This window comes from Protofrankia sp. Cj5, assembly GCF_917627405.1.
Taxonomy (GTDB): domain Bacteria; phylum Actinomycetota; class Actinomycetes; order Frankiales; family Frankiaceae; genus Protofrankia.
Genome location: NZ_CAKJTO010000048.1, coordinates 6,661 through 29,543 on the forward strand (window position 1 = coordinate 6,661; position 22,883 = coordinate 29,543).

18 protein-coding genes, 1 tRNA gene and 1 pseudogene are annotated in these 22,883 nt (G+C 68.4%); 15 read left to right on the forward strand and 5 right to left on the reverse strand.

Translation table 11 applies throughout. From position 1 onward, the window contains the following. Positions 1-187 precede the first annotated feature (187 nt). Positions 188-2,464 (reverse strand): phosphoribosylformylglycinamidine synthase subunit PurL, encoded by a 2,277-nt coding sequence (gene purL, locus MJ777_RS12345; RefSeq protein ID WP_239376217.1) that lies wholly within the window; start codon positions 2,462-2,464, stop codon positions 188-190. 103 nt (positions 2,465-2,567) lie between these two features. Then, on the reverse strand, positions 2,568-3,539 hold the full coding sequence (locus MJ777_RS12350) for a DUF3027 domain-containing protein (RefSeq protein ID WP_370651576.1): 972 nt from the start codon (positions 3,537-3,539) through the stop codon (positions 2,568-2,570). Positions 3,540-3,791: 252 nt separating this feature from the next. On the opposite strand from MJ777_RS12350, the gene MJ777_RS12355 reads away from it, so the two are divergent. The 4 genes from MJ777_RS12355 to MJ777_RS12370 all read left to right on the forward strand — a co-directional run bounded on the left by MJ777_RS12355 (position 3,792) and on the right by MJ777_RS12370 (position 7,746). Continuing rightward, positions 3,792-5,204 carry an MFS transporter gene (locus tag MJ777_RS12355; protein WP_370652711.1) on the forward strand — a complete coding sequence of 471 codons (1,413 nt, stop codon included), beginning with the start codon at positions 3,792-3,794 and terminating at the stop codon, positions 5,202-5,204. A gap of 269 nt (positions 5,205-5,473) precedes the next feature. After that, positions 5,474-5,920, forward strand: coding sequence for a hypothetical protein (locus MJ777_RS12360; RefSeq protein WP_239309989.1), 447 nt, complete (start codon positions 5,474-5,476; stop codon positions 5,918-5,920). 63 nt (positions 5,921-5,983) lie between these two features. Beyond that, the gene (gene mqnB, locus MJ777_RS12365; protein WP_239344728.1) at positions 5,984-6,916 is read left to right on the forward strand and encodes a futalosine hydrolase; all 933 of its coding nucleotides are present in this window, start codon (positions 5,984-5,986) and stop codon (positions 6,914-6,916) included. Next, positions 6,913-7,746: a 1,4-dihydroxy-6-naphthoate synthase gene (locus MJ777_RS12370; RefSeq protein WP_239309991.1), complete on the forward strand. Its 834-nt coding sequence runs from the start codon at positions 6,913-6,915 to the stop codon at positions 7,744-7,746. Before mqnB ends, MJ777_RS12370 begins: the two co-directional genes overlap by 4 nt. Positions 7,747-7,817: 71 nt before the next feature. Here the strand turns inward: MJ777_RS12370 and MJ777_RS12375 are convergent, their stop codons facing one another. After that, positions 7,818-8,213, reverse strand: coding sequence for a cold-shock protein (locus tag MJ777_RS12375; protein ID WP_239309992.1), 396 nt, complete (start codon positions 8,211-8,213; stop codon positions 7,818-7,820). 311 nt (positions 8,214-8,524) lie between these two features. Here MJ777_RS12375 and MJ777_RS12380 point away from each other — a divergent pair, with 311 nt between their 5' ends. Further along, the gene (locus MJ777_RS12380; RefSeq protein ID WP_239376231.1) at positions 8,525-8,851 is read left to right on the forward strand and encodes a hypothetical protein; all 327 of its coding nucleotides are present in this window, start codon (positions 8,525-8,527) and stop codon (positions 8,849-8,851) included. A 2-nt stretch (positions 8,852-8,853) separates the two neighbouring features. On the opposite strand, the pseudogene larE reads toward MJ777_RS12380, so the two are convergent. Next, a pseudogene (gene larE, locus MJ777_RS12385) lies at positions 8,854-9,672 on the reverse strand (ATP-dependent sacrificial sulfur transferase LarE); the annotation flags it as partial. Between the two features lie 167 nt (positions 9,673-9,839). On the opposite strand from larE, the gene purS reads away from it, so the two are divergent. From purS to MJ777_RS12400, 3 genes are all read left to right on the forward strand, one after another. After that, on the forward strand, positions 9,840-10,103 hold the full coding sequence (purS, locus tag MJ777_RS12390; protein ID WP_239310003.1) for a phosphoribosylformylglycinamidine synthase subunit PurS: 264 nt from the start codon (positions 9,840-9,842) through the stop codon (positions 10,101-10,103). Positions 10,104-10,810: 707 nt separating this feature from the next. After that, positions 10,811-11,167 (forward strand): rhodanese-like domain-containing protein, encoded by a 357-nt coding sequence (locus MJ777_RS12395; RefSeq protein WP_239376219.1) that lies wholly within the window; start codon positions 10,811-10,813, stop codon positions 11,165-11,167. Positions 11,168-11,423: 256 nt separating this feature from the next. Further along, positions 11,424-12,134 carry an HNH endonuclease family protein gene (locus MJ777_RS12400; RefSeq protein WP_239309994.1) on the forward strand — a complete coding sequence of 237 codons (711 nt, stop codon included), beginning with the start codon at positions 11,424-11,426 and terminating at the stop codon, positions 12,132-12,134. Between the two features lie 375 nt (positions 12,135-12,509). On the opposite strand, the gene MJ777_RS12405 is transcribed toward MJ777_RS12400, so the two are convergent. Further along, positions 12,510-12,592 (reverse strand) — tRNA-Leu (locus MJ777_RS12405). A gap of 113 nt (positions 12,593-12,705) precedes the next feature. Between MJ777_RS12405 and MJ777_RS12410 the strand changes: the two genes are divergently transcribed. The 7 genes from MJ777_RS12410 to pknB are packed head-to-tail and all read left to right on the forward strand — an operon-like array spanning position 12,706 to position 22,878. Continuing rightward, entirely contained in the window at positions 12,706-14,217 is a 1,512-nt protein-coding gene (locus MJ777_RS12410; protein ID WP_239376221.1) for an FhaA domain-containing protein, read from the forward strand. 6 nt (positions 14,218-14,223) lie between these two features. After that, positions 14,224-14,760 carry an FHA domain-containing protein gene (locus MJ777_RS12415; RefSeq protein ID WP_239309996.1) on the forward strand — a complete coding sequence of 179 codons (537 nt, stop codon included), beginning with the start codon at positions 14,224-14,226 and terminating at the stop codon, positions 14,758-14,760. Further along, the gene (locus MJ777_RS12420; protein ID WP_239309997.1) at positions 14,757-16,196 is read left to right on the forward strand and encodes a PP2C family serine/threonine-protein phosphatase; all 1,440 of its coding nucleotides are present in this window, start codon (positions 14,757-14,759) and stop codon (positions 16,194-16,196) included. The genes MJ777_RS12415 and MJ777_RS12420 overlap by 4 nt, the downstream gene beginning before the upstream one ends. Before the next feature lie 10 nt (positions 16,197-16,206). Next, the gene (locus MJ777_RS12425; protein ID WP_239344777.1) at positions 16,207-17,688 is read left to right on the forward strand and encodes an FtsW/RodA/SpoVE family cell cycle protein; all 1,482 of its coding nucleotides are present in this window, start codon (positions 16,207-16,209) and stop codon (positions 17,686-17,688) included. After that, on the forward strand, positions 17,685-19,139 hold the full coding sequence (locus tag MJ777_RS12430; protein ID WP_239309999.1) for a penicillin-binding protein 2: 1,455 nt from the start codon (positions 17,685-17,687) through the stop codon (positions 19,137-19,139). Before MJ777_RS12425 ends, MJ777_RS12430 begins: the two co-directional genes overlap by 4 nt. Then, positions 19,136-20,908: a protein kinase gene (locus tag MJ777_RS12435; protein ID WP_370651579.1), complete on the forward strand. Its 1,773-nt coding sequence runs from the start codon at positions 19,136-19,138 to the stop codon at positions 20,906-20,908. Before MJ777_RS12430 ends, MJ777_RS12435 begins: the two co-directional genes overlap by 4 nt. Beyond that, positions 20,896-22,878 carry a Stk1 family PASTA domain-containing Ser/Thr kinase gene (gene pknB / locus MJ777_RS12440; RefSeq protein ID WP_370652713.1) on the forward strand — a complete coding sequence of 661 codons (1,983 nt, stop codon included), beginning with the start codon at positions 20,896-20,898 and terminating at the stop codon, positions 22,876-22,878. The genes MJ777_RS12435 and pknB overlap by 13 nt, the downstream gene beginning before the upstream one ends. The last annotated feature ends 5 nt before the right edge of the window (positions 22,879-22,883 follow it).

Here is a 22,883-nt window from a genome sequence, read left to right on the forward strand (position 1 = left end):
GAGAACGCCCACGGGCGCCTGAGGACTGGACGCCTGGTTCACGCTGCCCTGTCACCAGGCGCTACTACTCCGCTATGACAGAAATATCTGATGCGGCACCACGGCGGAAGTCATTTCTGACATACTCACAACAGCCGCGACGATGTTTGAAACGCATTCGGCTGGAACGCTCACGAGATGGCGCGAGTTACGGCAGACAGCTGTCAGGGACCGCAGCCCCGAAGAGCGCGGGCAGCGTGGCCGAGTGGGCCCTCTGGAGGTCGTCGAGGCTGATAGCGAAGGCGTCCTGAACGTCGAGAGTGTCGCCGTCCACCACGCCGATGCGCCGGCATGGCAGCCCGCGGGCAGCGCACATGTCGGTGAACCGCAGCTCCTCCGATCGGGGGACGGCCACCACGGCTCGGCCAGCCGACTCGCTGAACAGCTCGGTGAACACGTCCGCGGCCCGGGGGAAGACGATGCGGGCACCACGCCCCCCGCGCAGGCACGACTCGACCAGAGCGGACGCCAGACCACCGTCGGACAGGTCGTGCGCCGCGGTCAGCATTCCGTCACGCGAACCCGCAACCAGGATCTCAGCCAGCAGCTTCTCCACGGCGAGATCGACCGCGGGCGGCTGCCCACCCAGGTGACGGTGCGACACCCACGCCCACTCGGACCCGCCGAACTCTGGATGGGTCTCCCCAAGCAGCAGCAGTGAGTCGCCCTCGTCGGTGAAACCGATCGCGACACGCCTGGCCACGTCGTCAAAAAGGCCGAGGACGCCGACCACCGGAGTGGGATTGATGGGCATCGAGCCGGTCTGGTTGTAGAAGGAGACGTTGCCGCCGGTCACCGGCAGGCCAAGGTGGCGGCAGGCCTCCGCGAGCCCCCGGGTCGCCTCGGCGAACTGCCACATGACCTCCGGGTCCTCGGGCGAACCGAAGTTCAGGCAGTTCGTGACCGCGATCGGCACGGCACCGGTGGCGGCCACGTTGCGGCATGCCTCGGCCAGGGCAAGCTGCGCGCCTGTGAACGGGTCGAGCCGAGCATACCGACCGTTACCATCTGTCGCCAGAGCGATGCCAAGACCGGTCTCCTCCGAGAGCCTGACAACCCCGGCATCCTCGGGCTGCGCGAGCACGGTATTGGCCTGCACATAGCGGTCGTACTGATCGGTCACCCAGGCCTTCGAACACAGATTCGATGAAGCAATCATAGCCAACAGAGTTGAGCGCAGGTCGTCTCCGCTGATCGGACGCGGCAGCACCGCCGGGTCGTCGGCCCGCAGCGCGTCCAGATCCGCCGGCCTGCGGATCGGCCGATTGTACACAGGCCCGTCGTCGGCAAGCGAACCGGGTGGCACGTCGACGACAACCTCGCCATGCCACCGGATGACAAGACGACCGCTGTCAGTAACACTTCCGATCCGAGTGGCAAGGACGCCCCAGCGTTCGGTGACCGTGAGCACCTCTGCCAGCGAGTCCGGAGCGACGATCGCGAGCATCCGCTCCTGGGACTCGCTCGCCAGGATCTCGTGCGGCGCCATCGACGCCTCCCGCAACGGGACGAGGTCGAGATCGACCGCCATGCCGCCGGGACCACCGGCGGCGAGCCCGGCCGCGGTTGTCTCGGTCAGCGCGCAGGTCAGCCCCGCGCCGCCGAGATCCTGGATAGCCACGACCAGCCCGCGGTCGAACAGCTCCAGACAGGACTCAATGAGGATTTTCTCGGTGAACGGGTCGCCGACCTGCACCGACGGCCGGCGGGCCGGTCCGCCGCCCTCGTCAAAGGTCGCCGAGGCCAGGACCGACACCCCCCCGATACCGTCCCGGCCGGTCTTCGCGCCGAGCAGGACGACCGCGTTGCCAACCCCGGCTGCCGCCGAAGTCTGTATCCGCCCGACCGGCATCACCCCCACGCACAAGGCGTTGACCAGCGGGTTCCCCAGATAGGACGGATCGAAGACGACCTCCCCGCCGATCGTCGGCAGGCCCAGGCAGTTGCCGTAGCCACCAATACCCGCGACCACCCCGGGCAGCACCCGCGCTGTGTCGGGCGCGTCCGCGTCGCCGAACCGCAGCGAGTCAAGGACTGCGACAGGCCGGGCGCCCATCGTCAGAATGTCGCGGACGATCCCACCGACGCCGGTGGCCGCGCCCTGGTACGGCTCCACGAAGCTCGGATGGTTATGTGATTCGATCTTGAAGGTGACGGCAAGGCCCTCACCAACAGCGACCACCCCGGCGTTCTCGCCCATACCGACGAGCATGCGGTCACCGGCGGGTATGTCACGGAAGCGCCGCAGGTGCACTTTGGAAGATTTATACGAACAGTGCTCGCTCCACATCACCGCGTACATGGCAAGCTCGGCATCGGACGGCGGTCGACCCAGCGCGGAAACGATCCGGGTGTACTCCTCATCGGTGAGGCCAAGGGCCTGGCTCGTGGATACCGCGGTTGGTACGCCGGTCACGTCGTCCATCCTCCCGGAGGTTCCGGCCGCGACAACCCGATCTCGGCCACCCAGCCTCGGTGGTTCCACCGTGACAACAACGACAAAAATGACACGGACACCCAGGCTGTCATCAGGAGTGGCCGTAGGGCTCTGGACCGGCGCCGTCGCCGGTTACCGCACCAGCGCCATCGTCTTGCACCGAACCGGGCGAGTGTGCCGACACACCGATGAGTTCCAGGTCGGATGATTCCAGGTCGCCCGGATCATCGTCATACACAACCGCCTCGGGATGCGCCGAGGGAGCGACCAGCGCCTCCGAGTGCGCCCCACAGCCATGATCAAGGGCGGTCACCCGACCGTCATCCGGGGCCATCTCGTTGGCGCACACCCCGAACACGCGGCCGAGAATACCGGCCAGACGAACGTGAAAACCGCATGTCTGACAGGCTGCGGGAGCGACCCGCGCGATAGACGCCTCCGGGCCGGACTCGCCTGCGTACCAACGAGCAAGCGCATCGTCACGCCCCAGCACGGACAACAACCGCGGACGGCCGAGCCCGATCTCATACCAGGCGTCGGTGTCGACGAACTCCTCAACATCACCGAGACGCAGGGTGAGCCGCGGGTCGTCCACGGCGGTCGGCAGCAGATCCCCGACCCCGACATCGCCCGGTCGCAGCCGCTGCGACCACGGCACCCACTGCGGAGCGGTCAGGGCGCCGTCGCCGGGCAACAGCACAACATCATCCACAGTGACTTTCCGCATCCGCGACGCGCGGCTCACGACCACCGTCCACACCCAACCGGGATAGGCTCGGGCCGTACACGCAAAGCGATGCAGGACGAGACGCTCGCCCTCCGCCTCGACGCCGAGGTGCTCGCCAACACAGCTCGGATCATCAGCCTCGGTGACCGCGGCGGCGCGGGCTTCCTCCACAGCCGTGGCGCACGCGGCGTCCAGCGCGGGCGGTTTGGGCCCCTTGGCCGCCCGCGGGGCCTTCGGTGTTTTCGGTGTTTTCGAGGTTTTCGAGGTTTTCGAGGCGGGGGGCCGGGCCACTCGCCCAGCCAGCTCCGGGGGCTCCGGCTCAGCGGGCGCCGACACGCCCCGGCTCGTCCGTGGCAGCGACCCGGATGCCTGGGGATCAGCCCGGCTCCCATCCGCGGCAGATGGCTTCGAGGTCGGTGTTCCCGGGCTGGACGATCCCGGATCGGACGATGTCGACGCTACCGTTGGTGTCGCTATCGCTGAGCCACGCTGCACATCCTGAGCCTCCACGTACGTATTGTCGCCTACAGGTTCCGGAAGTGTGCCGCGTGGTCGCGGTGGTCCTCCTGGGGAGAGGGGACACTCTGGATGGTGAACGTGGGCAGTGCTGTCACCAGCGGGATTCGAAGGCTGCGTGCGTCCGGCCGCAGCGGCGGCGCCGAGCAGTCGGGGCTCGCGGCCCTCACCGAGCTTTCCGTCGTCAACGCGGTGGGGGACGCGCTGGTGACGGTGGCGCTGGCCGGCTCCCTCTTCTTCGCCGTGCCGACGGGCGAGGCCCGGTCGAAGGTCGCCATGTACCTACTGATCACCATGGTGCCGTTCACCCTGCTGGCGCCGGTGATCGGCCCAGTGCTGGACCGGTTCGCCCACGGCCGCCGCACCGCGCTGGCCGCGATCTGCCTGGCCCGCGGCATGCTGGCCTGGCAGCTCGCCGGTTCCCTCGAGCACGGGGTGGCCGTCTACCCCCTCGCGCTCGGCCTGCTCATGCTCTCCCGTGGGTTCGGGGTGGCCCGCAGCGCGGTGATCCCCCGCGTCATGCCCCCGGAGCTGACCCTCGTGAAAATCAACTCCCGGGTCTCCCTGGTGAACATCGCGGCTGGCTCGGCGGTAGCGCCGCTTGGCCTCACCATCGCCAAGATTCCCCATGTCGGTTACCCATGGGTGCTGCGGGTCTGTGCGATCGTCTACATGACCGGCGTCCTGCTGGCATTCAATCTGCCCAAACACGTCGACTCCGCCGCCGGTGAGAAACGCGCCTTTGTGCTGGGAGCAATCGTCAGCCACCGGAACATGGCCAGTCGCCTGCTGCGCGCCATGGGCGGCCTGCCGGTCGCGCTCCGCGCTTCTCTGGTGCTGCGCGGCCTGGTCGGATTCCTCACCTTCTACCTGGCGTTTCTGCTGCGGACGAGCGGTGGCACCAATCTCTGGCTCGGTGCGCTGGCGATCTGCGCGGGGGTGGGCAGCGGCCTGGGCGTGTTCATCGGCGGGCGGCTGGGCCGCCGGCGGCCCGAGGCGCTGCTGATGCTGTCGCTGCTGATGGCATCAGGTGGTTGTCTCGGCGCCGCGATCAACTACACAAGGCTCACCTCGCTGCTGGCGGCCTTGCTGGCAAGCATGGCGGGTTCAATGGGAAAGCTCGGCCTCGACGCGATCATCCAACGTGACATCGCCGAGGACACCCGCAACTCCGCGTTCGCCCGCTCGGAAACCGCGATTGCGCTCGCGTGGGTCGCCGGCGCCGCGGTCGGCCTGATCGAGATGCCGGGAACGCTCGGCTTCGCGGCAGCCTCCGCGGTGGTCCTGCTCACAATGTTCGTGGAGACCCGGGCCCTGTACCGGGCACGGGCCGCGAGCCGCGCCCGTCGGGGACGCTCGGAAAATCCGGGGTGGGCCGGGCCAGCCGCGGGCGCAACCCTCGCGGCCGGGCACCCGGCGATCATCCAGGACACCGCGGTGCTACCAGACGCGGCGACGCTGCCGGACACCGCGGTCCGGTCCTAGGGTGTGCTTCGGGTGTGCTTCGGAAAGCCGTCCGTCCGGCTCGCCACGCCCCAGGCGGCCCCCTGATCGAACGACGGCTTCCAGAACACGCCGTAACGGATCCCGGTGATGCGCCCGAGCCCGGCCTACCCGCGAGCGACCCGCGAGCGACCGCGGGACAGGCTGCCCGGACCGCCGATGGAATAGCCCCATCAGCTGAGACCGACAACCCACTCGCCAGATCGCGATCCGAGCGGCATCCGACCCGTGCTGAACGATAACCTCCGACCGTGTCCGTATCTCGGCTACTTCCCCGCATCCGATGGCAACGCCTGATCGTGCTGCCTGTCCTCGGCGCGCTCGTCGGAGTGCTCACTGGCTGCGACCGGCCAACGCCGCTGGTGAGCATGCAGGCTGGTCGAAACTTCGTACAGGCGCACGCCGCCCAGTACGAGCGCGACGGCAGGGTGATCAAGGATGCCGGCTACCAGCTCCCGGTGCTGCACGCCGCTCCCGGGGAGACGATCAACATCGACGTTCCGAAGTCGGTTGCCAGCCATGGATATTTCCTGGCGTCCAACGACGCCCGGATTTCCAACACCATAACCGATCCGCACTACCGCCTGACCGTGCCGGAAGGACAGGGCGAGGCCTCCCTGACCATCTTCCAGGCGCCAAGCGGTAGCTCCAGCCAAGCGTCCGGAAGCTGGCCGTTCCGTCTTGTCATCCACCCATAGGTTCATGATCGACAACTTCATGGTCGAGACGCGCTCAGGACCCGTCCCCGCATCGGGGTCCGTATGAACCGAATCCTGCTGGTCACCGCGGTCAGCCCGGAGGCTGACGCGGTCTGCGCCGGAATGATGGGGATGTGGCAGCCGCGGGCCACGGTTGCCGGCGCCGCGTCGTCCCGCGGCGGCTCGGTGCCGTCATGGGACCGCCAGCTCCTGACCGCGGTACGGCTCGGCCCCTACCTGGGACGCCGGTCTGGTTCGGTGACCGTCCTGGCTGCCGGAGTGGCCGGTCCGGCCGCGGCGGCGGGTACCGCGACCGCGCTGGCGATCGCCCGTGCTTCGGGTGACCCGTTCGACCTGGTCATCTCCCTCGGTATCGCGGGCGGTTTCGCCGGCCGCGCCGATATCGGCGACCTGGTCGTCGCGGACGCGCTGGTCGCCGCGGATCTCGGTGCCGAGGCGGGCGCCGACGGCCCGCTGGACAAACCCGCATCGCAGCCGCCGCCCGCCGGATCGGCATCCAGCGCGAACAGCGGAGCCGACGGGTTCCTGAGCCTGGAGCAGCTCGGCCTCGGGCCGTCCAGGCTGATTCCCCGTGAGAGTGTCGTCGAGCGGCTCGTCACCCTGCTCGCGGTCACCGGACGGACAATCAGGACCGGACCCGTACTCAGCGTCTCCACGGTCACCGGGACCGAGCGGCGGGCCGCGGCGCTGGCGCTGCGGTTCGGCCCGGCCGCCGAGGCAATGGAAGGCTACGCGGTCGGTGTCGCCGCGGCGGCGTTCGACACACCTTTCGCCGAGGTCCGCGCGGTCAGCAACGCGGTCGGTCATCGTGACCGGTCGAATTGGGACGTGCCGGAGGCACTCGCCGGGCTCAGCGCGGCCGCCGCCAGTCTGGCCGCCGGCATCGACACGCTTGCCAGCGTCCTGCCCGCCGCTGACGGCAGTGCCTGCGGCGCCGGGCCGGCCAAACCGGCTCCCGGGGCCGGCACACGGTGACATCGCGGTCAGCACTGCCATCGCCGTTGTCCGTGGCAATCTCGCCGTGCCCAAACGACACGTTCGCCTTCCACGCTCTGGCGCACGGGCTCGTTGCGGGCGTACCGCCGGTCACCGTGACCTTCGCGGACATCGACGTGCTGAACTCCCGCGCCGTTGCCGGCCTCGACGACCTGGTGAAGGTCTCCTACGCGGCTCTGCCCTGGCTGCTGGGCTCCTACCAGCTGCTGTCCGCGGGCAGCGCCCTGGGACGCGGATGTGGACCACTCGTGGTCACCGCCGGCCGGGACGACCTGTCCGGCGCGCGTATCGCGATACCCGGGATGCGCACGACCGCCTATCTGTTGTTCCGCCTGTGGGCAGCGGGACGCGGCGTCGGCGGCATCGACGTCCTGCCCTTCGAAAAAATCATGCCAGCGGTGCGCGACGGGCGGTACGACGCCGGCCTGGTCATTCACGAATCGCGGTTCACCTACCCGTCCTACGGGCTCACCGCTGTGGCGGACCTGGGCGACTGGTGGGAGTCCGAAACCGGCCTGCCCATCCCGCTGGGAGCCGTCCTCGGCCGGCGTGCGCTGGACGGCAGCGCGCTCTCAGCCGCGGTGCGGGCAAGCGTCGCGGCGGCTTTCACCGACCCTCGGGCATCGCGGACCTATGTGCTGAACAACGCGCAGGAAATGGACACCGAGGTCGTGAACGCCCATATCGAACTGTATGTTAATAATTACACCCTGTCACTCGATGACGAAGGCTACACGGCGATCGAGACGCTGCTGGGACGAGCGGCCACCGCCGGGCTCGTCCCGCCGATGCCAGCTCTGCCACGCTGACCGCGGCGCCGGCCGATTCGACCAGCGCCGGACCGAAGATCCGCAACAGGCTCAAGCGCCGAGACGAGCGCTCAAGCCTCCAGCTCATCGGCGACCGCATGGACGACCTTGGCCACTGTCTGGGCTGTCCGGCGATCCGGATAGCGCCCCCGACGCAATGAGTTCTGCACCTCGTCCAACAGCTTGATCATATCCTCGACCATGCTGTGAAGCTCGTCCGGGCTGCGCCGAGCCGCATGTGCCGCGGCTTTCGCCACCGACGGCGGAGCCGCGAGTACCCGCACCGACAGCGCCTGATCGCCCTTTCGGCCCGCGGCAACGCCGAACTCGACCCTGTCGCCGGGCTTGAGCTTCTCCACCCCTGGCGGTAGCGCGCCCTTATGGACGAACACATCACCGCCGTCATCACGGCTGAGAAAGCCGAAGCCCTTGTCGACGTCGAACCACTTGACTCTGCCGGTGGGCACGGGCGACCTCGTTCTGCGTGGCGAAGGGAGACTGTTCAGTCAGATGTCGAGGTCTCCAAGGCTATCCGGGGACACGGCCGTGAGCGGTCATCCGCGCCTATTCGTACCCGATCACGGCCAACCGGCGGGCAACGACGACCCGGCCACCGGCTTCTCGTGCCGGCGTGGGCAGCAGGAATCACCCGGCGATCCGTAGGCTGGCCGGTGTGGCTTACCAACAACCCCACCGGTCTGATCGGCTGACGGCGCCACGACCATCCGTGGCCGTATCGCGCACGCTCCCCGGGAACACGCGCGGACGAACGGTGGACATGCTCGTCCGGATCGGGACCAGCCTCTTCGCGGTCGGCCTCGTCGCCACCGCGATCATCATCATCCCTTTCTTCTTCGGTGTCACCGAGCGGCCCACCTGGTTGAACGTGCTGGCGGCGGGCGGATTGACGATCGGCCTCGGGGTCGCGCTCGTCGCGATCGTGGCCGCTGTGCTCTCCCCCGCGCCGGCCGACGAGACAGAACAACCCGACGAGACAGAACAACCCGACGAGACAGAACCACCCGACGAGACAGAACCACCCGAGGAGACAGAACCACCCGAGGAGACAACAGCGGCTGGCCCCGCCCCAGCGGGAACTTCCTGATGTCAAGGGCGGGGTAGCAGCTCATTCATCGAGCCGGACCGGAAACCGCGGGGATCGATCTCCACCCGCTCGAAACCCTCGATTACCGTCAGCAGCTCCGGCCGCGCCGCCAGCGCCCGCACATGGGTGGCGTCCACCTCGACCATCGCCACCTCGCCAAGATCACGAACCCGTAGATTGCGCACGCCCAAGCCGGCGGTGTCCAGCGCCGCCCGCAACGCCGCCTCCGCCAGCTCAACGCGGGCGAGACGCCCCGGTGACACGGTGACGCCGTAGGCGATCCGGCTTGCCAGGCACGCGGCGGCCGGTTTGTCCCAGGTCGGCAGCCCCCACAACCGGGATGCCGCACGGATCTGGGCCTTGCTCAGACCGACGTCCAACAACGGGGTGCGTGCTCCCCGCGCGGCCGCCGCGCCGATACCCGGCCGGAACCCGGCCACCGCGTCGTCAGCATTCGTGCCGGTCACCACATGCGCAAGCCCGAGGGAAGCCGCGAGTGGGCGCAACGTCTCGGTGAGTTCCGCCTTGCAGAAGTAACACCTGTCCGGCCCGTTGGCCCGGTAACCGTCGCGGCCCATCTCGTTGGTGGCCGGCGTGAGATGGCGGACCCCGAGATCCGCCGCGAAATCGGCCGCCGCCCGCAGCTCCGCCCGCGGCAGGGAGGCAGAGACCGCGGTGGCGGCTGCCACGCGGTCGGGACCGAGCGCCCGAACCGCGGCGGCGAGCAGAAACGCCGAGTCCGCACCGCCGGAGAAGGCAACCAGTACGGAGCCGAGCTCAGCGAACCTCGCGGCCAGGTCATCGAGGTGGCCGGCCAGGAGACGGCCGTCCGCTGTCGACACCTCCGACGACACGGATCTCCCTGCTACGGATGCCGACACAGGTCCGAGGGTAGTGACCCACCCACACCGGACGCATGCCCGGTCCGGGCTTCCGTGGTCCGGGCTTCCGTGGTCCGGGCTGACGAGCGACGATAGGCTCGTGCGCCATGGCCAGGGTCGTAGTGGACGTGATGCTGAAGCCGGAGATCCTCGACCCGCAGGGGCAGGCGGTGCTCACCGCGTTGCCGCGGCTGGGTGTGACCGGCATCGTCTCGGTACGCCAGGGCAAGCGGTTCGAACTGGAGGTGGACGGCGCGGCGGATGCCGATGCCCTCGCCCGGATCGAGCGGCTCGCCTCGTCGGTACTGGCCAACCCCGTGATCGAAGACTACGTCGTCCGGGTTGAACCTGTGCCTGCGCAATCCCGCTAAGTGGTCGCCGCCGGAAGTTCGTCCAGGGTCTGCCGGCGGCGACCGCTTAGGTTGCTGTCCAGCCGTCAGGAGCAGGGGCAGGCGGCAGCCTACTCATATTCCCGTCGTTCCCGTCCTGTTCTCCGAACAGATCAACGGGCTGGTGACGCTCAGCTGGCGCGCTATCCGGGGGGAGCCATCGGGTCAGCCGGTGAGACGAACGCGACCCGGCGTCCACACGAGTCGCATACAGCCACTCTGGCATCGGGTTCGTCGTCCGAGGGCACAAGGTGCGCCAACGGGACGATCCCCCCGCACCACGGGCAGGTGAGCCACGGCCCGTCCGCGCCGCATCCCGACGGCTCGACATCAAGTGATTCCACGCTCATCACGGTGCCACCGCGCGCTCAGCGTCGAGGGCTCCAAAGGCCTTCCGGTGACCACAGCCGCCGATTCGCGGGACGCAGGCCCCGAGCGCATGGGCACAATGCCGAAAAACCTCGGTAACAATGCCGAATCAGCTGGCCAGCAAAGAAGCAACGATAAAAAACAACCGGGCTGGCTGTCTTGTGCGCCGCCAACAACCGGCTGCGGAATCAGTGGCAGGGCCCGGGAGGCATGCTGTGATCTTTGTCGCGCCAGTGAGCACCCGTACCACCGGGCACCGGTGAGGAACCCGGCACGCCCAGGCCCCGGCTCACGACGGGGACAGCTGACAGGATGGGCGGATGGGCGCGGACGAGGTACCTTCAGTCACTATTGATCAGATTCCGGTCAACCTGCCGCCAACCGCCGAAATCCTGCTCCTGGACGTCCGAGAGACCGCGGAGTGGGACGCCGGACATATCTCCGGCGCGCTGCATATCCCCATGGGTGAGCTGCTCAAACGCCTCGACGAGGTGCCACGTGAACGGGATGTGGTGGTTGTCTGCCGGTCGGGGCAACGCTCGGCCGTGGTCACGGCTCACCTGCACCGGGGCGGCTGGCGGGCCCGCAACCTCCACGGCGGGATGATCGCCTGGAATGCGGCGGGGCGCCCGATGGCGACCAACGCACCCGCACCGCATCCGCCAGCGGTGATCTGACCGGTGGTGTGGCCGGCCGCCGATGATGGTCGCCACGTCAAGGAGGCGGTCCTCGCTGTGGACAGGTCCGCCGTATCCGCGATGCGCGGACCCGCGGCGGTGGATACCGCGCGATCAGCGCACGCGTGACGAGAGAATAGGCGTCATGAACCACGACGGTCCCGCCGTTTCGGCTGCCGGCCCGCGGCCGTCCAGCGGCCGAAACCGAGATCTCCGCCGGACGCGAGAACCCCGCCCTCGCGGAGCCCCCGGCAGCGTGAGGGCGCTGCTCGCGCTCTGCCTCGGACTCGTCTTCGTCGCGTCCGCCTGCGGCTCGGCCGGCGACGCCTCAGCCGCAAACGCCGGAGCGGTCGGTGGCGCCGGCCAGGGCGGGCAGGCCGCCGCTGGAAGCGCCCTCGCGACGTTACGGTCGATGCCGGTCCACGCCGCGACGAACTCGCCGCCGTACCGACGGGACAAGTTTGGTGATCCCTGGCAGGACGTCGACGGCAATGGTTGTGACACCCGGAACGACATCCTGCGCCGGGACCTGACGCTGGTGACCGTCAGGCAGGGGGACCCGTGTATCGTCCTGACCGGCGAACTAAAAGATCCATATACCAGCCGGACCGTCCGTTTCAACAGGGCACGGGACGCCGCGGCTGTCCAGATCGACCATGTCATCGCGTTGGCGGACTCCTGGCGTACCGGGGCCGCCTCCTGGCCATCGGACAAACTGGTCGCCTTCGCGAACGATCCGGAGAACCTGCTCGCGGTCGACGGCCCGACGAACCAGGACAAAAGCGACGACGACGCCGCCCAGTGGCTGCCGCCGAACCAGGCGTACCGGTGCCAGTATGTGGCCCGTCAGATCGGCGTGAAAGCCCGCTACGGGCTTTGGCTGGAGCCAAGCGAACGGGACGCCATGGCCAAAACGCTGGCCAAGTGCCCAGGTCAACCAGTACTCGGCGGCAACCGCAGGAATTGACCGATCATTTGACAGAAGCGGTCACGAGCGTACCTGCGAGCGGCACACAGGCACAGCCCCATACTCGGGGTCAGCCAACAGGCATACACCGACGACGGAAAACTCAAACAACACCATGCCAGCACATCTGAGACGGGGCTGCGAGCAACCGGCAAGAAAGACGTAGATCAAGGAGTGGTGTCCAGGTGGATGGATCGCGAAACCGCGGAGGGAGGCACGCTGATGCTGGGTGGCGACCTTCCAGATCATCGACCACCATCGATCAGGTACGCCCCAACACCGACGCCCCAGGCACCAGGAGGTCAGGGAAGCGCCAGCGGAAGGACACCACCGGTGAAGCCGCTCGAAGAGCGGCAAGCACCAAGAACCAGAACGTGGGCGAGGGGGGAGTTGAACCCCCACGTCCGTTAGGACACACGGACCTGAACCGTGCGCGTCTGCCATTCCGCCACTCGCCCGAGTGCGACTATCACGCTATCACGCGCTCCAGGCCGCCCGAGCCGTGGGCCGGGCGGAGATGGAAGCATACGATCTCAGGGCTGGGAGAAGGCCTAGAGGAGGGGAGGTCGAGATGGGCGTGCTACAACGCTTCGAGCGCCGCCTGGGCGGCCTCGTCGAGGGGGCGTTCGCCAAGGTCTTCAAGGGCGGCGTCGAACCGGTCGAGATCGCCAGCGCGCTGGCCCGGGAGACCGACGACCGGCGTGCGGCCAGTTCCAACCGGGTACTCGTCCCCAACGAGTTCGCGGTCGAGCTCGCCGTCGGGGATTTCACCCGGCTCGCTCCCTACACCCAAGCGCTCTGCGACGAGCTGGCCGAGATGGTCCGCGAACACGCAGCCGAGCAGCACTACACGTTTGTCGGTCCCGTCGGCGTGCGCCTTGCCGAGGCCGATGATCTCGATGTCGGGGTGTTCCGCATCCGCAGCAGTGTCGCGGCGGCCGACCCCGGCGCCGTGACCGGTCGACGCGGGCCGGCACGCCCGCGATCGAACGCCCCGGGAGCACCACGCCTGCTGATCTCCGTCAAGCCCGGCCCGACCGGGAGGGCAGGTGGAGACGAGCGCGAATATCCATTGGACAGCGAGACCACGGTCATAGGTCGCAGCGTAGAATGTGATATACGTCTCAATGACACAGGTGTTTCTCGCCGGCACGGCGAGGTCAGGCGGATGCAGGATGGCCAGTTCGTCTACATCGACCACGGCTCCACCAACGGCAGCATCGTCAATGGCCGAGCCGCCAGCCAGGTACGGCTTGTCGACGGCGACCAGATCGAGCTGGGCGCGACGATCCTCGCCTTCCGCCGGGAGGACCCGCGAGACGCTGGCGCGAACCGGGCCGCGCGGCGTGCTCCAGCCGGCCCCGCGGGAGCGGCTGGAGCACCGGTCCCATACCCCGCCGCCACCATGCCGCCAGCCACCGCGCCAGCCGACACACGCGGCCGGCCGCCGGACCCCTACCGCGGCGCTCCTGGTGGATACCCGCCCCCACCGGCCGACCCCTATCGTGGGGGCCCATACCATGACGAGCCGAGGCGGGAAGACCCCTACCGGGGCAGCCCATACTATGACGAGCCGAGGCGGGAAGACCCCCGCCGGGGCGGTCAGTCAACCGGCTACCCACCACCGACGGATGCTTACCGGGGCGGTAGGCGGCCCGAAACCGGCCAGCTCATGGGGGGACGGCAGACTGCCCCGTATGAGGATCCGTATGGTGATCATCCTCGCTACAACGACCCTTACGCCGGGAGGGAGGGTCAGTACCGCGGTGGCGCAGACCCTCGTGACCAGCCTGCCGTCCGCATGCCCGGTCCGCCTCCGGAGCCGCGGGACGGGTATGGCCCAACCGTGGCTGGCTATGGAGCACCCGTTGATCATCGTCCGCCAAATGATCGTGGCTTTCCCTCGAGTCACGGCGACCCTCGGCGCGGCGTCCGGCCGGCTGGTCCCGACGACGGCGTCGATATGCATGAGCAGGAGACCTACCGTCCAGATCAGCCACACCCCGACGCACGCCGGAACCCACCGGAACGTGGGCGTCCGGCCGGCCCGGCCGCGCCGCCTGAGCCCGATCGCGGCTGGTAGGCCGTTGTGAACGGGTCCGGACCGAGCAGCCTGGTACTGCTTGTCGTTAAAATCAGTTTTCTGGCGCTATTGTGGGCATTTGTCCTGGCTGCCGTCCGTGCGGTCCGGCTGGACGTGTTCGGGCCGACCAAACGCCACCAGCAGCACCTCCAGGCGGCAGCACGCGCGCCCCGCCCGACACCGGCACCGACACCGGCACGCCAAGCCCCACCAGCACCATCGCAGAACAAGCCTCCCAGCCGACGTTCGCGAGCACCGAGCAAGCTTGTCGTTACGAAGGGTCAACTTGCAGGGACAACGCTTCCACTCGGGCCCATGCCTGTCACCATCGGACGGGCACAGGACTCGACTCTGGTTCTGGAGGACGACTTCGCATCCGCGAGACATGCAAGACTCGTCCCCCACGACGGCCAGTGGTTCGTCGAAGATCTGGGCTCAACCAATGGCACATACCTCGACCGCACGAAGGTGACCAGTCCCATGCCGGTACCTCTCGGCGCGCCGGTCAGGATCGGGAAGACCGTCCTGGAGCTCCACCGGTGAGCCTTAGGCTTCACTACGCCGTTCGCTCGGACGTCGGCCATGTCCGAGAAGGCAACGAGGATTCCGCCTATGCGGGCGCACGCCTGGTAGCCGTCGCGGACGGCATGGGCGGGCACGCGGCCGGCGAAGTGGCCTCCTCTACCGTGATCTCCCAGCTGGCCGGGCTGGATGAGGATGCCAGCGCCAGCGACATTCTGGATGCGCTGGCGGACTCGGTGGACCAGGCCAATGCCGCGCTGCGCGCGATGTCCAGCGAGGACGGATCGCTGGAAGGCATGGGTACCACGGTCACCGCGTTGCTGCTGTCAGGCAGCAGCCTCGGCGTGCTGCATGTCGGCGACTCACGCGCCTATCTGCTCCGCGATGGTGCCCTCAGCCAGGTAACCCATGACCACACGCTGGTCCAGGATCTGGTCGACCAGGGACGGATCACGGCCGAGCAGGCCGACACCCATCCACAGCGGTCCTTACTCATGCGCGCCCTCGACGGGCGCGACGTCGATCCGGATCTGTTCATCCAGAACGCGGTCATCGACGACCGCTACCTGCTCTGCACGGACGGCCTGTCCGGGGTCGTGACCGAAGTGACCATCCACGAGGCGCTGCAGCTGACCAGCCCCCAGGAAGTCGTCGACCGGCTGGTCGAACTCGCGCTCAAGGGCGGTGGCCCCGACAACATCACGGTCGTCGTCGCCGACGTGGTGGAAGACGGTCACGAGGACGACTACCGCCCGCTGATCGCCGGTGCCGCCGCGGAGAAACGGATCGTGCCGGGAGCCGCGGCGGCCCGTACCGGCCCGAACCCGCAGTTCCCCGACCAGGACTCACCGGCCGCCAAGGGAGCCCGGATCGGCCGGCACGGCACCCATCGCCGCGACCCGGAGCCGGACGACGTGCCCGATGACGTCTCAGCCCGGCGGTACCTCCCCCGGCCGCTGCTCGCTGGTCTGTGCGCCGTCGTGCTCCTCGGTGCCGCCGCGCTGGGTGCCTGGTTCTACATCCACAGGCAGTACTACGTCGGTGTGGACAACCAGCAGGTAGCAATCTTCGAAGGTGTCGATGGAAACTTCATCGGGATCTCCCTGCACACGTTCAAGGAGCCCGCACAGCCGGCCATAGCGCTGACCGAGCTCAAGCCGATTGCCCGCGACACGGTGAAGCGCGGCTACCAGGTGGGCAGTCTCGGTGAGGCCCGCGACTTCATCAAGACCCTCCGGGAGCAGATGATGTCGGCCATCGCGGACCCCGCCCCGAACAGCACGGCACCGGCCGTGACGGCCAGCGCGGCACCGACGCCCACCGCGGGTGCGGGCTCCACCGGGGGGGCGGAGCCCGTCGGGAGCCCCCAGACAGGCTCCGGTAGCGTTTCAGCCCAACTGCTCTGTGGCACCACGTCCTTGGCCAGCTGCGCCTCGTCGCTCGCCACACCAGGATGACGCCCGCAGGATGACAGCTCTCCCCCCGCTCCGCGGCAAAGCGGTCGACCTCACCGGAACCTTCGCACGGTACCCGGTCCCGGTCGGAGCGCAGTTGCCACCGTACCGTCGGCGGGAGCTGTGGCTGTTGCTGTTCGCGGGCCTGCTCGCGACCGCCGCGCTGGCAGCCGTGGTGCTGGCGATCGACGGGAGCCTCACCCTGTCGGTGTTCACCTATGGCCTCGGTTTCAGCGCGCTGTGGGGACTCGCCCATCTCGCGGTACGGCGGTTCGCACCGGCCGCCGACCCCATCCTGCTGCCATTGGTGGCGGCCCTCAACGGCCTCGGCCTGGTCATGATCTATCGATTGGACCTGGCCAAGGCCGCCGCCGCCGTCCGGGCGGGTAAACACGTCCCGCCTGGGACCGCCCAGCTCCAGCTGGTGTGGACGCTGCTCGCCCTCATCGTTTTCGTCCTCGTTCTGGCCATCGTCCGGGACCACCAGACGCTGTCGCGGTACGCGTACACCGCCGGCCTCGCCGGGCTGGTCTTTCTGCTGCTGCCCGCCATGCCGCTGGTCGGCGCGACCATCAACGGCGCCCGGCTGTGGCTGCGGATCGGCCCGTTCACCTTCCAGCCCAGCGAAATATCGAAGATCATGTTGATGATCTTCTTTGCCGGCTACCTGGTGAACAAACGCGACGTCCTCTCCGTGGTCTCCCGGTCCTTCCTCGGGATGCACTTCCCACGCGCCCGCGATCTCGGACCGGTCCTCGTGGCATGGCTGGCGAGCCTTGGCGTCTTGGTCGTCGAGAAGGATCTCGGGTCATCCCTGCTGTTCTTCGGGATGTTCCTCGTCATCCTCTATGTCGCGACCGAGCGGGCGTCCTGGGTCGTCATCGGCCTCGCCCTGTTCATGCTCGGGGCGGTGCTGTCCTACAAGCTGTTCGGGCATGTCCAGGTCCGGGTGGACGGCTGGTTGCACGCCTTCGACGGGGACAACCCCACCAACAAATCGTTCCAGCTGGTACAAGGCCTGTTCGGGTTCGCGGCTGGCGGGATCACCGGCACCGGGCTCGGGCAGGGCAGCCCTCAGCGGGTCCCCTTCGCCAACACCGACTTCATCGTCGCGAGCATCGGCGAGGAACTCGGCCTTGCCGGGATCATGGCGATCCTCGTCATCTACGGGCTGATCGTGACACGTGGCCTGCGAGCCGCCGTGGGCGCCCGTGACCCGTTCGGCAAGATGCTGGCGACCGGCCTGTCCGCGTCATTGGCCCTACAGGTCTTCGTGCAGGTCGGAGGCGTCATGCGGCTTATCCCGCTGACTGGTCTGACCCTGCCGTTCATCTCCTACGGAGGATCATCGATCGTTTCCAACGCCGCCATCATCGCGTTGTTGCTGCGGATCAGTGACTCCTACCGGCGCCCCGCGTCGGCCACGCCAGCCGCGCCGCTGTTCGACCCGACCGCGGTGGCCGACAGCCCCACGCAGGTGGTAAAAACAACATGAACCCACCCATCCGCAAAGTCGCCATCGCGTGTCTGCTGCTGTTCAGCGCACTGCTGATCAACGCCAACTGGCTACAGGCCAAGAACGCGGACACGCTGCGGCACAAGCCTGGCAACGCCCGCCAGATCACCGAACGGCTCGAGCGGGAGCGGGGTTCCATTGCCGTCGCGGGCGGCCAGGCAGTCGCGAGCTCGGTCCCGGTGGACGACGAGTACAAGTTCCAACGGCAGTACCCGGCCCCGACGCTCTACTCCAACATCATCGGGTACTACGGGCTGTACACCTCCGCGGGCCTGGAACGCTCCCAGAACGACTTCCTGTCCGGTGAGGACCAGCGGCTGTTCGTCTCCAAGGTCTCCGACCTGGTCACCGGCCGCGAACAGCGGGGTGGGAGCATTGTTACCACGTTGGTGCCGCAGATCCAGCAGGTGGCAACCACAGCGCTCGGCAACCGCAAGGGGGCGGTGGTGGCGCTCGACCCGAAGACCGGCGAAATCCTTGCCATGGTGACGAACCCGACCTATGACCCGACCCCGCTGGCCAGTCACAATGAGACGACGGCCAGTAAGGCCGCTCAGGCGCTCAACACCGACCCCGACAAGCCCCTGCTCAACCGCGCGACTCAGGAGACCTACCCGCCGGGCTCGACGTTCAAGGTGATCGCCGCCGCGGCGGCGCTGGCCGCCGGCCACCACCTGGAGGAACGCATCGCGGCCCCCGACCAGCTCCAGCTGCCGCAGAGTAAAACCGTACTGCCGAACTTCGCTGGCGAACGCTGCGGTGACGGCCAGACCGACACCCTCATCCACGCCCTGACGATCTCCTGCAACACCGCGTTCGCCAAACTCGGCATCGACCTCGGCCACGACGCCCTGCGAGCACAGGCCGAGGCCTTCGGCTTCAATGCGACCGTGCCGGACTTTCCCCTGGCACAGGTGGCGAGCGTCTATCCGACCGCATCGCTCGACGGTGCGCAGACCGCGCAGTCGGCCATCGGGCAGTTCGACGACAAGGTCACACCGCTGCAGATGGCCCAGGTGGCCGCGGCGATCGGTAACAACGGGGTCATGATGCGGCCCTACCTGGTGGCCGAGCTGCTTGGCCCTGACCTGAAAGCGATCAGCCGGACCGAACCCGAGGTCTACAAACGACCGGTCAGCGCGGAGGTTGCCGCGAACCTGAACACCATGATGCAAAGCGTCGTCACCAGCGGCACCGGCACCAAGGCACAGATCCCCGGAGTCGCCGTCGCCGGCAAGACCGGCACCGCCGAGCACGGCGACAACGAGCCCCCACACGCGTGGTTCATCGGCTTCGCCCCGGCGGTCAACCCGACCGTCGCCATCGCGGTGATCGTCGAAAACGGCGGCGGCGAACTCAGCACCGGCGGCGCGGTGGCCGCTCCCGTGGCCCAGCAGGTCATGAAAGCCGCATTGGGCATCCGCCGGTGACAGCCCCGACGCCGCCGGGCTTCGGCGAACCGCGCCCCGATGCGGCGGTCCCGGCCAGTCAGTCGGTGGCGGCACCGCCGGCCGCGCCAGCGGTCGCGCACCCCTTCGGCGGCTCGGCGAAGGGCACCCTCCTCGATGGCCGTTACCTCCTGGAAGGACGCATCGCCACCGGCGGTATGGGTGAGGTGTGGCGGGGCCTCGACCAGACCCTCGGCCGTCCCGTCGCCGTGAAACTGCTGCGCCCCGAGTACGCCAGCGACGAGTCGTTCCTCGTCCGTTTCCGCGGCGAGGCACGCCACGCCGCCCGGGTGTCGCACCCGGGTGTGGCTTCCGTCTACGACTACGGCGAGGTCATCGTCCAAGGTGACCATCCGACCGCGTACCTGGTGATGGAGCTGGTCGAGGGCGAACCGCTGTCCGCGCTGCTGCACCGGGAGAAACGGCTGTCCCCGGAGAAGACCCTCGATGTCCTCGGGCAGGCCGCGGACGCCCTGCAGGCGGCACACGCCCTGGGAGTGGTCCACCGTGACGTCAAACCCGGCAACCTGCTGCTGCGTACCGACGGTGCGATCAAGGTCACCGACTTCGGGATCGCCCGCGCGGTCGACGCGGCACCGCTGACCGCGACCGGCATCATGATGGGCACCGCGTACTACGTCTCCCCAGAACAGGCGTCAGGGCGGCCGGTGACACCGGCGAGTGACGTGTACTCCCTGGGCGTGGTCGCCTACGAGTGCCTCGCGGGCCGACGTCCCTTCGACGACCGCAATCCGATCGTCGTCGTGATGGCCCACCAGCAGGACGAGCCCCCGCCGCTGCCGCCTGATGTACCCGAACCGGTCCGTGGGCTCGTTCAGGCCGCGATGGCGAAGGACCCGGCCCGCAGACCGGCGTCCGCTGGCGCGTTCGGACGCACCGCCGCCACCATCCGCCGGAATTTGTGGAGCGCCGACGCGACCCGCCGAGGCGTCGGCCCGGGGCCGATATCCCGGGCGGACTCGGACACCACCGCCAGGCGCCCGGGCCCGACCGGTGCCCATGGCGGATCGGACGCCACGACAAGGGCGCCCACCCGGGAGCGGCCACCGTCGTGGACCCGCCAGCCGTCCTGGACCACCAGCTCCCCCGCGGAGATCCGTCCCCGCTGGGACCCGCGGGCCGGCGGGGATGTGGCGTTCCCGAACGGCCAGGAGCCACCCGCCTACGGCTCCGGTCACGCGCCGGGGGGCTCCGCGGCATCTCAGCAGGCTCCCGACAGCGGCGTGGGCCCCACGGGCGGGACAGCCGCCGCGCTCTGGGATGCCCAGACCCACCGTGCCTCCTCCGCCACCAGCCAGCCCGAGGCCCGGCTGCCAGACATCCATGCCTGGCAGCCCTCGCCGCCGAGCCGCACCGCCGGCTCGGCGTTCGATGGGCGGGCAGCCAGACGGCGGGCCGGCGGTGACCGGGGCGGCTCCGCGGCTGCGGGGCGACAAAAAATGTCACTACCCATCCTGATCATCCTACTGATCGTCACTGTCGCCGTCGTCGCGTTGATCACCCGGACGATCGCCGGAAGTAGCGGATCATCCACGAGCGCACCGCCACTGACCTGGGCGGTGCACGTGCCGGGGAGTGGAGGTGGCATCGTCACCGGTGACAACGTGACCGGGAACGGCCGGGTGACAGGGGACCGGATTACCGCGGCGACCACGATCGCTGGGCGTTCACGGCAGGTCCGCGGCTATCAGCCCGGAAAACGGAAGGGCGAGTACGGGTGGCAGGCGTGACTGAGGTGTTCGGGACCGAACCTCGCCTGGTGGGTCAGCGCTACGAGCTGGGTGAGATCCTCGGTTACGGTGGTATGGCCGAGGTTTACCGTGGTCGCGATGTGCGGCTCGGACGCGAGGTCGCGGTCAAGACGCTGCGCGCTGATCTCGCGCGTGATGAGACCTTCCTGGCCAGGTTCCGGCGCGAAGCGCAGTCGTCCGCGGCGCTCAACCATCCGGCCATCGTGTCCGTCTACGACACCGGCGAAGATCTGATCAACGGCATGACCATCCCGTATATCGTGATGGAGTACGTGGAGGGCCGCACCCTGCGTGACGTGCTCCAGCGCGAAGGCCGCTTCACCGAGCGCCGGGCCATGGAAATCACCTCCGACGTGTGCGCCGCGCTCGACTACAGCCACCGGATGGGGATCATCCACCGGGACATCAAGCCCGCGAACGTGATGCTCTGCCTGGACGGCTCGGTCAAGGTGATGGACTTCGGCATCGCTCGGGCGACCACCGCCACCACATCGCACATGACGCAGACCGCCGCGGTGATCGGCACCGCCCAGTACCTGTCACCGGAACAGGCGCGCGGGGTGCGGGTGGACGCCCGCAGCGACGTCTACTCGACCGGAGTGCTGCTCTACGAACTACTGACCGGGCTTCCGCCGTTCCGCGGCGACTCCCCGGTCGCTGTCGCCTATCAGCACGTACGGGAGAATCCGCAGCCACCGTCCACGCATGACCGCGACATCACGCCCGAAGCCGACGCGATCGTGTTCAAGGCGATGGAAAAGGATCCCGACCGCCGCTACGGCACGGCCGGAGAAATGCGTGACGACCTGGAACGCGCTCTTACCGGCCGGCGGATATACGCGCCACCGCTCATGGGTGACCAGCTTGCCACCCGGCTGAACCCACCCGGGCCGTCAACGGGGACGCAGGTGATCTCGCGTGATCACGATGCCTACTACGGGGACGCTTACGGTGATCCCTACGGCCAGACCAGCGGTTACAACCGAGCCGGCTCCGATTACCTCGATCGGACGGGCGACGATGGCACCGGTCCGCTCGACGGCGGCCCGATCGGCGCCGGAACCCCGCCGGAGCCCGAGCGGCGTTCGGCGGCCTGGAAGTACATCCTGGCCGGGCTGTCGGTCGTGGTGGTGTTCGTTGTCGTCACGTTGATGGCGACCAGGTTCCTCGGGGGCGGCTCGTCCACCGGCAGCAGCACAAACACCGCGAGTATCCCGGCAAACATCGTCGGACAGTCCAAGACGGTGGCCACGAACAACCTCCAGAACGCCGGCTTCACCAACATCCGCTCGAACACCGTCCAGAGCGACGCCCCCAAGGACCAGGTCACCGCGGTTGACCCGCCATCAGGTACCAAAGCGGCCAAGACCGCTGTGGTCACCCTCAGCGTGTCGGCCGGAGCCGGACAGCTTGTCGTCCCGCCGGTGGTGGGTCTCACCCAGAACGATGCGATCACCCAGTTGAAGGCGGCCGGGCTCACGCCCAAGGTCGCCACGTTCACCGACGCGACCACGCAGAAGCCGGGCACCGTCCAGTCCGCCGACCCGGATGTCGGAACATCGGTGGCCTCTGGCGACACGGTCACCATCTACGTGGTCAGCCAGCAGATCACCGTCCCCGATGTGACGAACCAGCCTCTCGACGCGGCAAAGGCCACCTTGGAGGGGTACGGCTTCAAGGTGAGCCAGCAGTCCACCGCGAGCAGTCAGCCGACCGGCACCGTAGTCGCCCAGACACCGTCCAGGAACAGTTCCGTCAGCCGCGGCTCGACCGTGACGCTGTATGTGTCGCAGCAGACCGACACCACGATCCCAACCCAGACGGCCACCCCGACGCCGACCAAGACGGCCTCGCCCTCCCCGAGCCCGACGCCATCACAATCACCGACCAGCGCATCCCCAACGAACTCACACACGCCACGATTCGGCAACGGATTCCCGCAGCAGTAGCCCCG

Coding starts and splice junctions, on each gene's coding strand:
- purS (WP_239310003.1), top strand. CDS start 9,840: ATGGCCAGGGTCGTAGTGGACGTGATGCTGAAGCCGGAGATCCTCGAC.
- MJ777_RS12395 (WP_239376219.1), top strand. CDS start 10,811: ATGGGCGCGGACGAGGTACCTTCAGTCACTATTGATCAGATTCCGGTC.
- MJ777_RS12410 (WP_239376221.1), top strand. CDS start 12,706: ATGGGCGTGCTACAACGCTTCGAGCGCCGCCTGGGCGGCCTCGTCGAG.
- MJ777_RS12355 (WP_370652711.1), top strand. CDS start 3,792: ATGGTGAACGTGGGCAGTGCTGTCACCAGCGGGATTCGAAGGCTGCGT.
- MJ777_RS12430 (WP_239309999.1), top strand. CDS start 17,685: ATGAACCCACCCATCCGCAAAGTCGCCATCGCGTGTCTGCTGCTGTTC.
- MJ777_RS12425 (WP_239344777.1), top strand. CDS start 16,207: ATGACAGCTCTCCCCCCGCTCCGCGGCAAAGCGGTCGACCTCACCGGA.
- MJ777_RS12380 (WP_239376231.1), top strand. CDS start 8,525: ATGCTCGTCCGGATCGGGACCAGCCTCTTCGCGGTCGGCCTCGTCGCC.
- purL (WP_239376217.1), bottom strand. CDS start 2,464: ATGGACGACGTGACCGGCGTACCAACCGCGGTATCCACGAGCCAGGCC.
- mqnB (WP_239344728.1), top strand. CDS start 5,984: ATGAACCGAATCCTGCTGGTCACCGCGGTCAGCCCGGAGGCTGACGCG.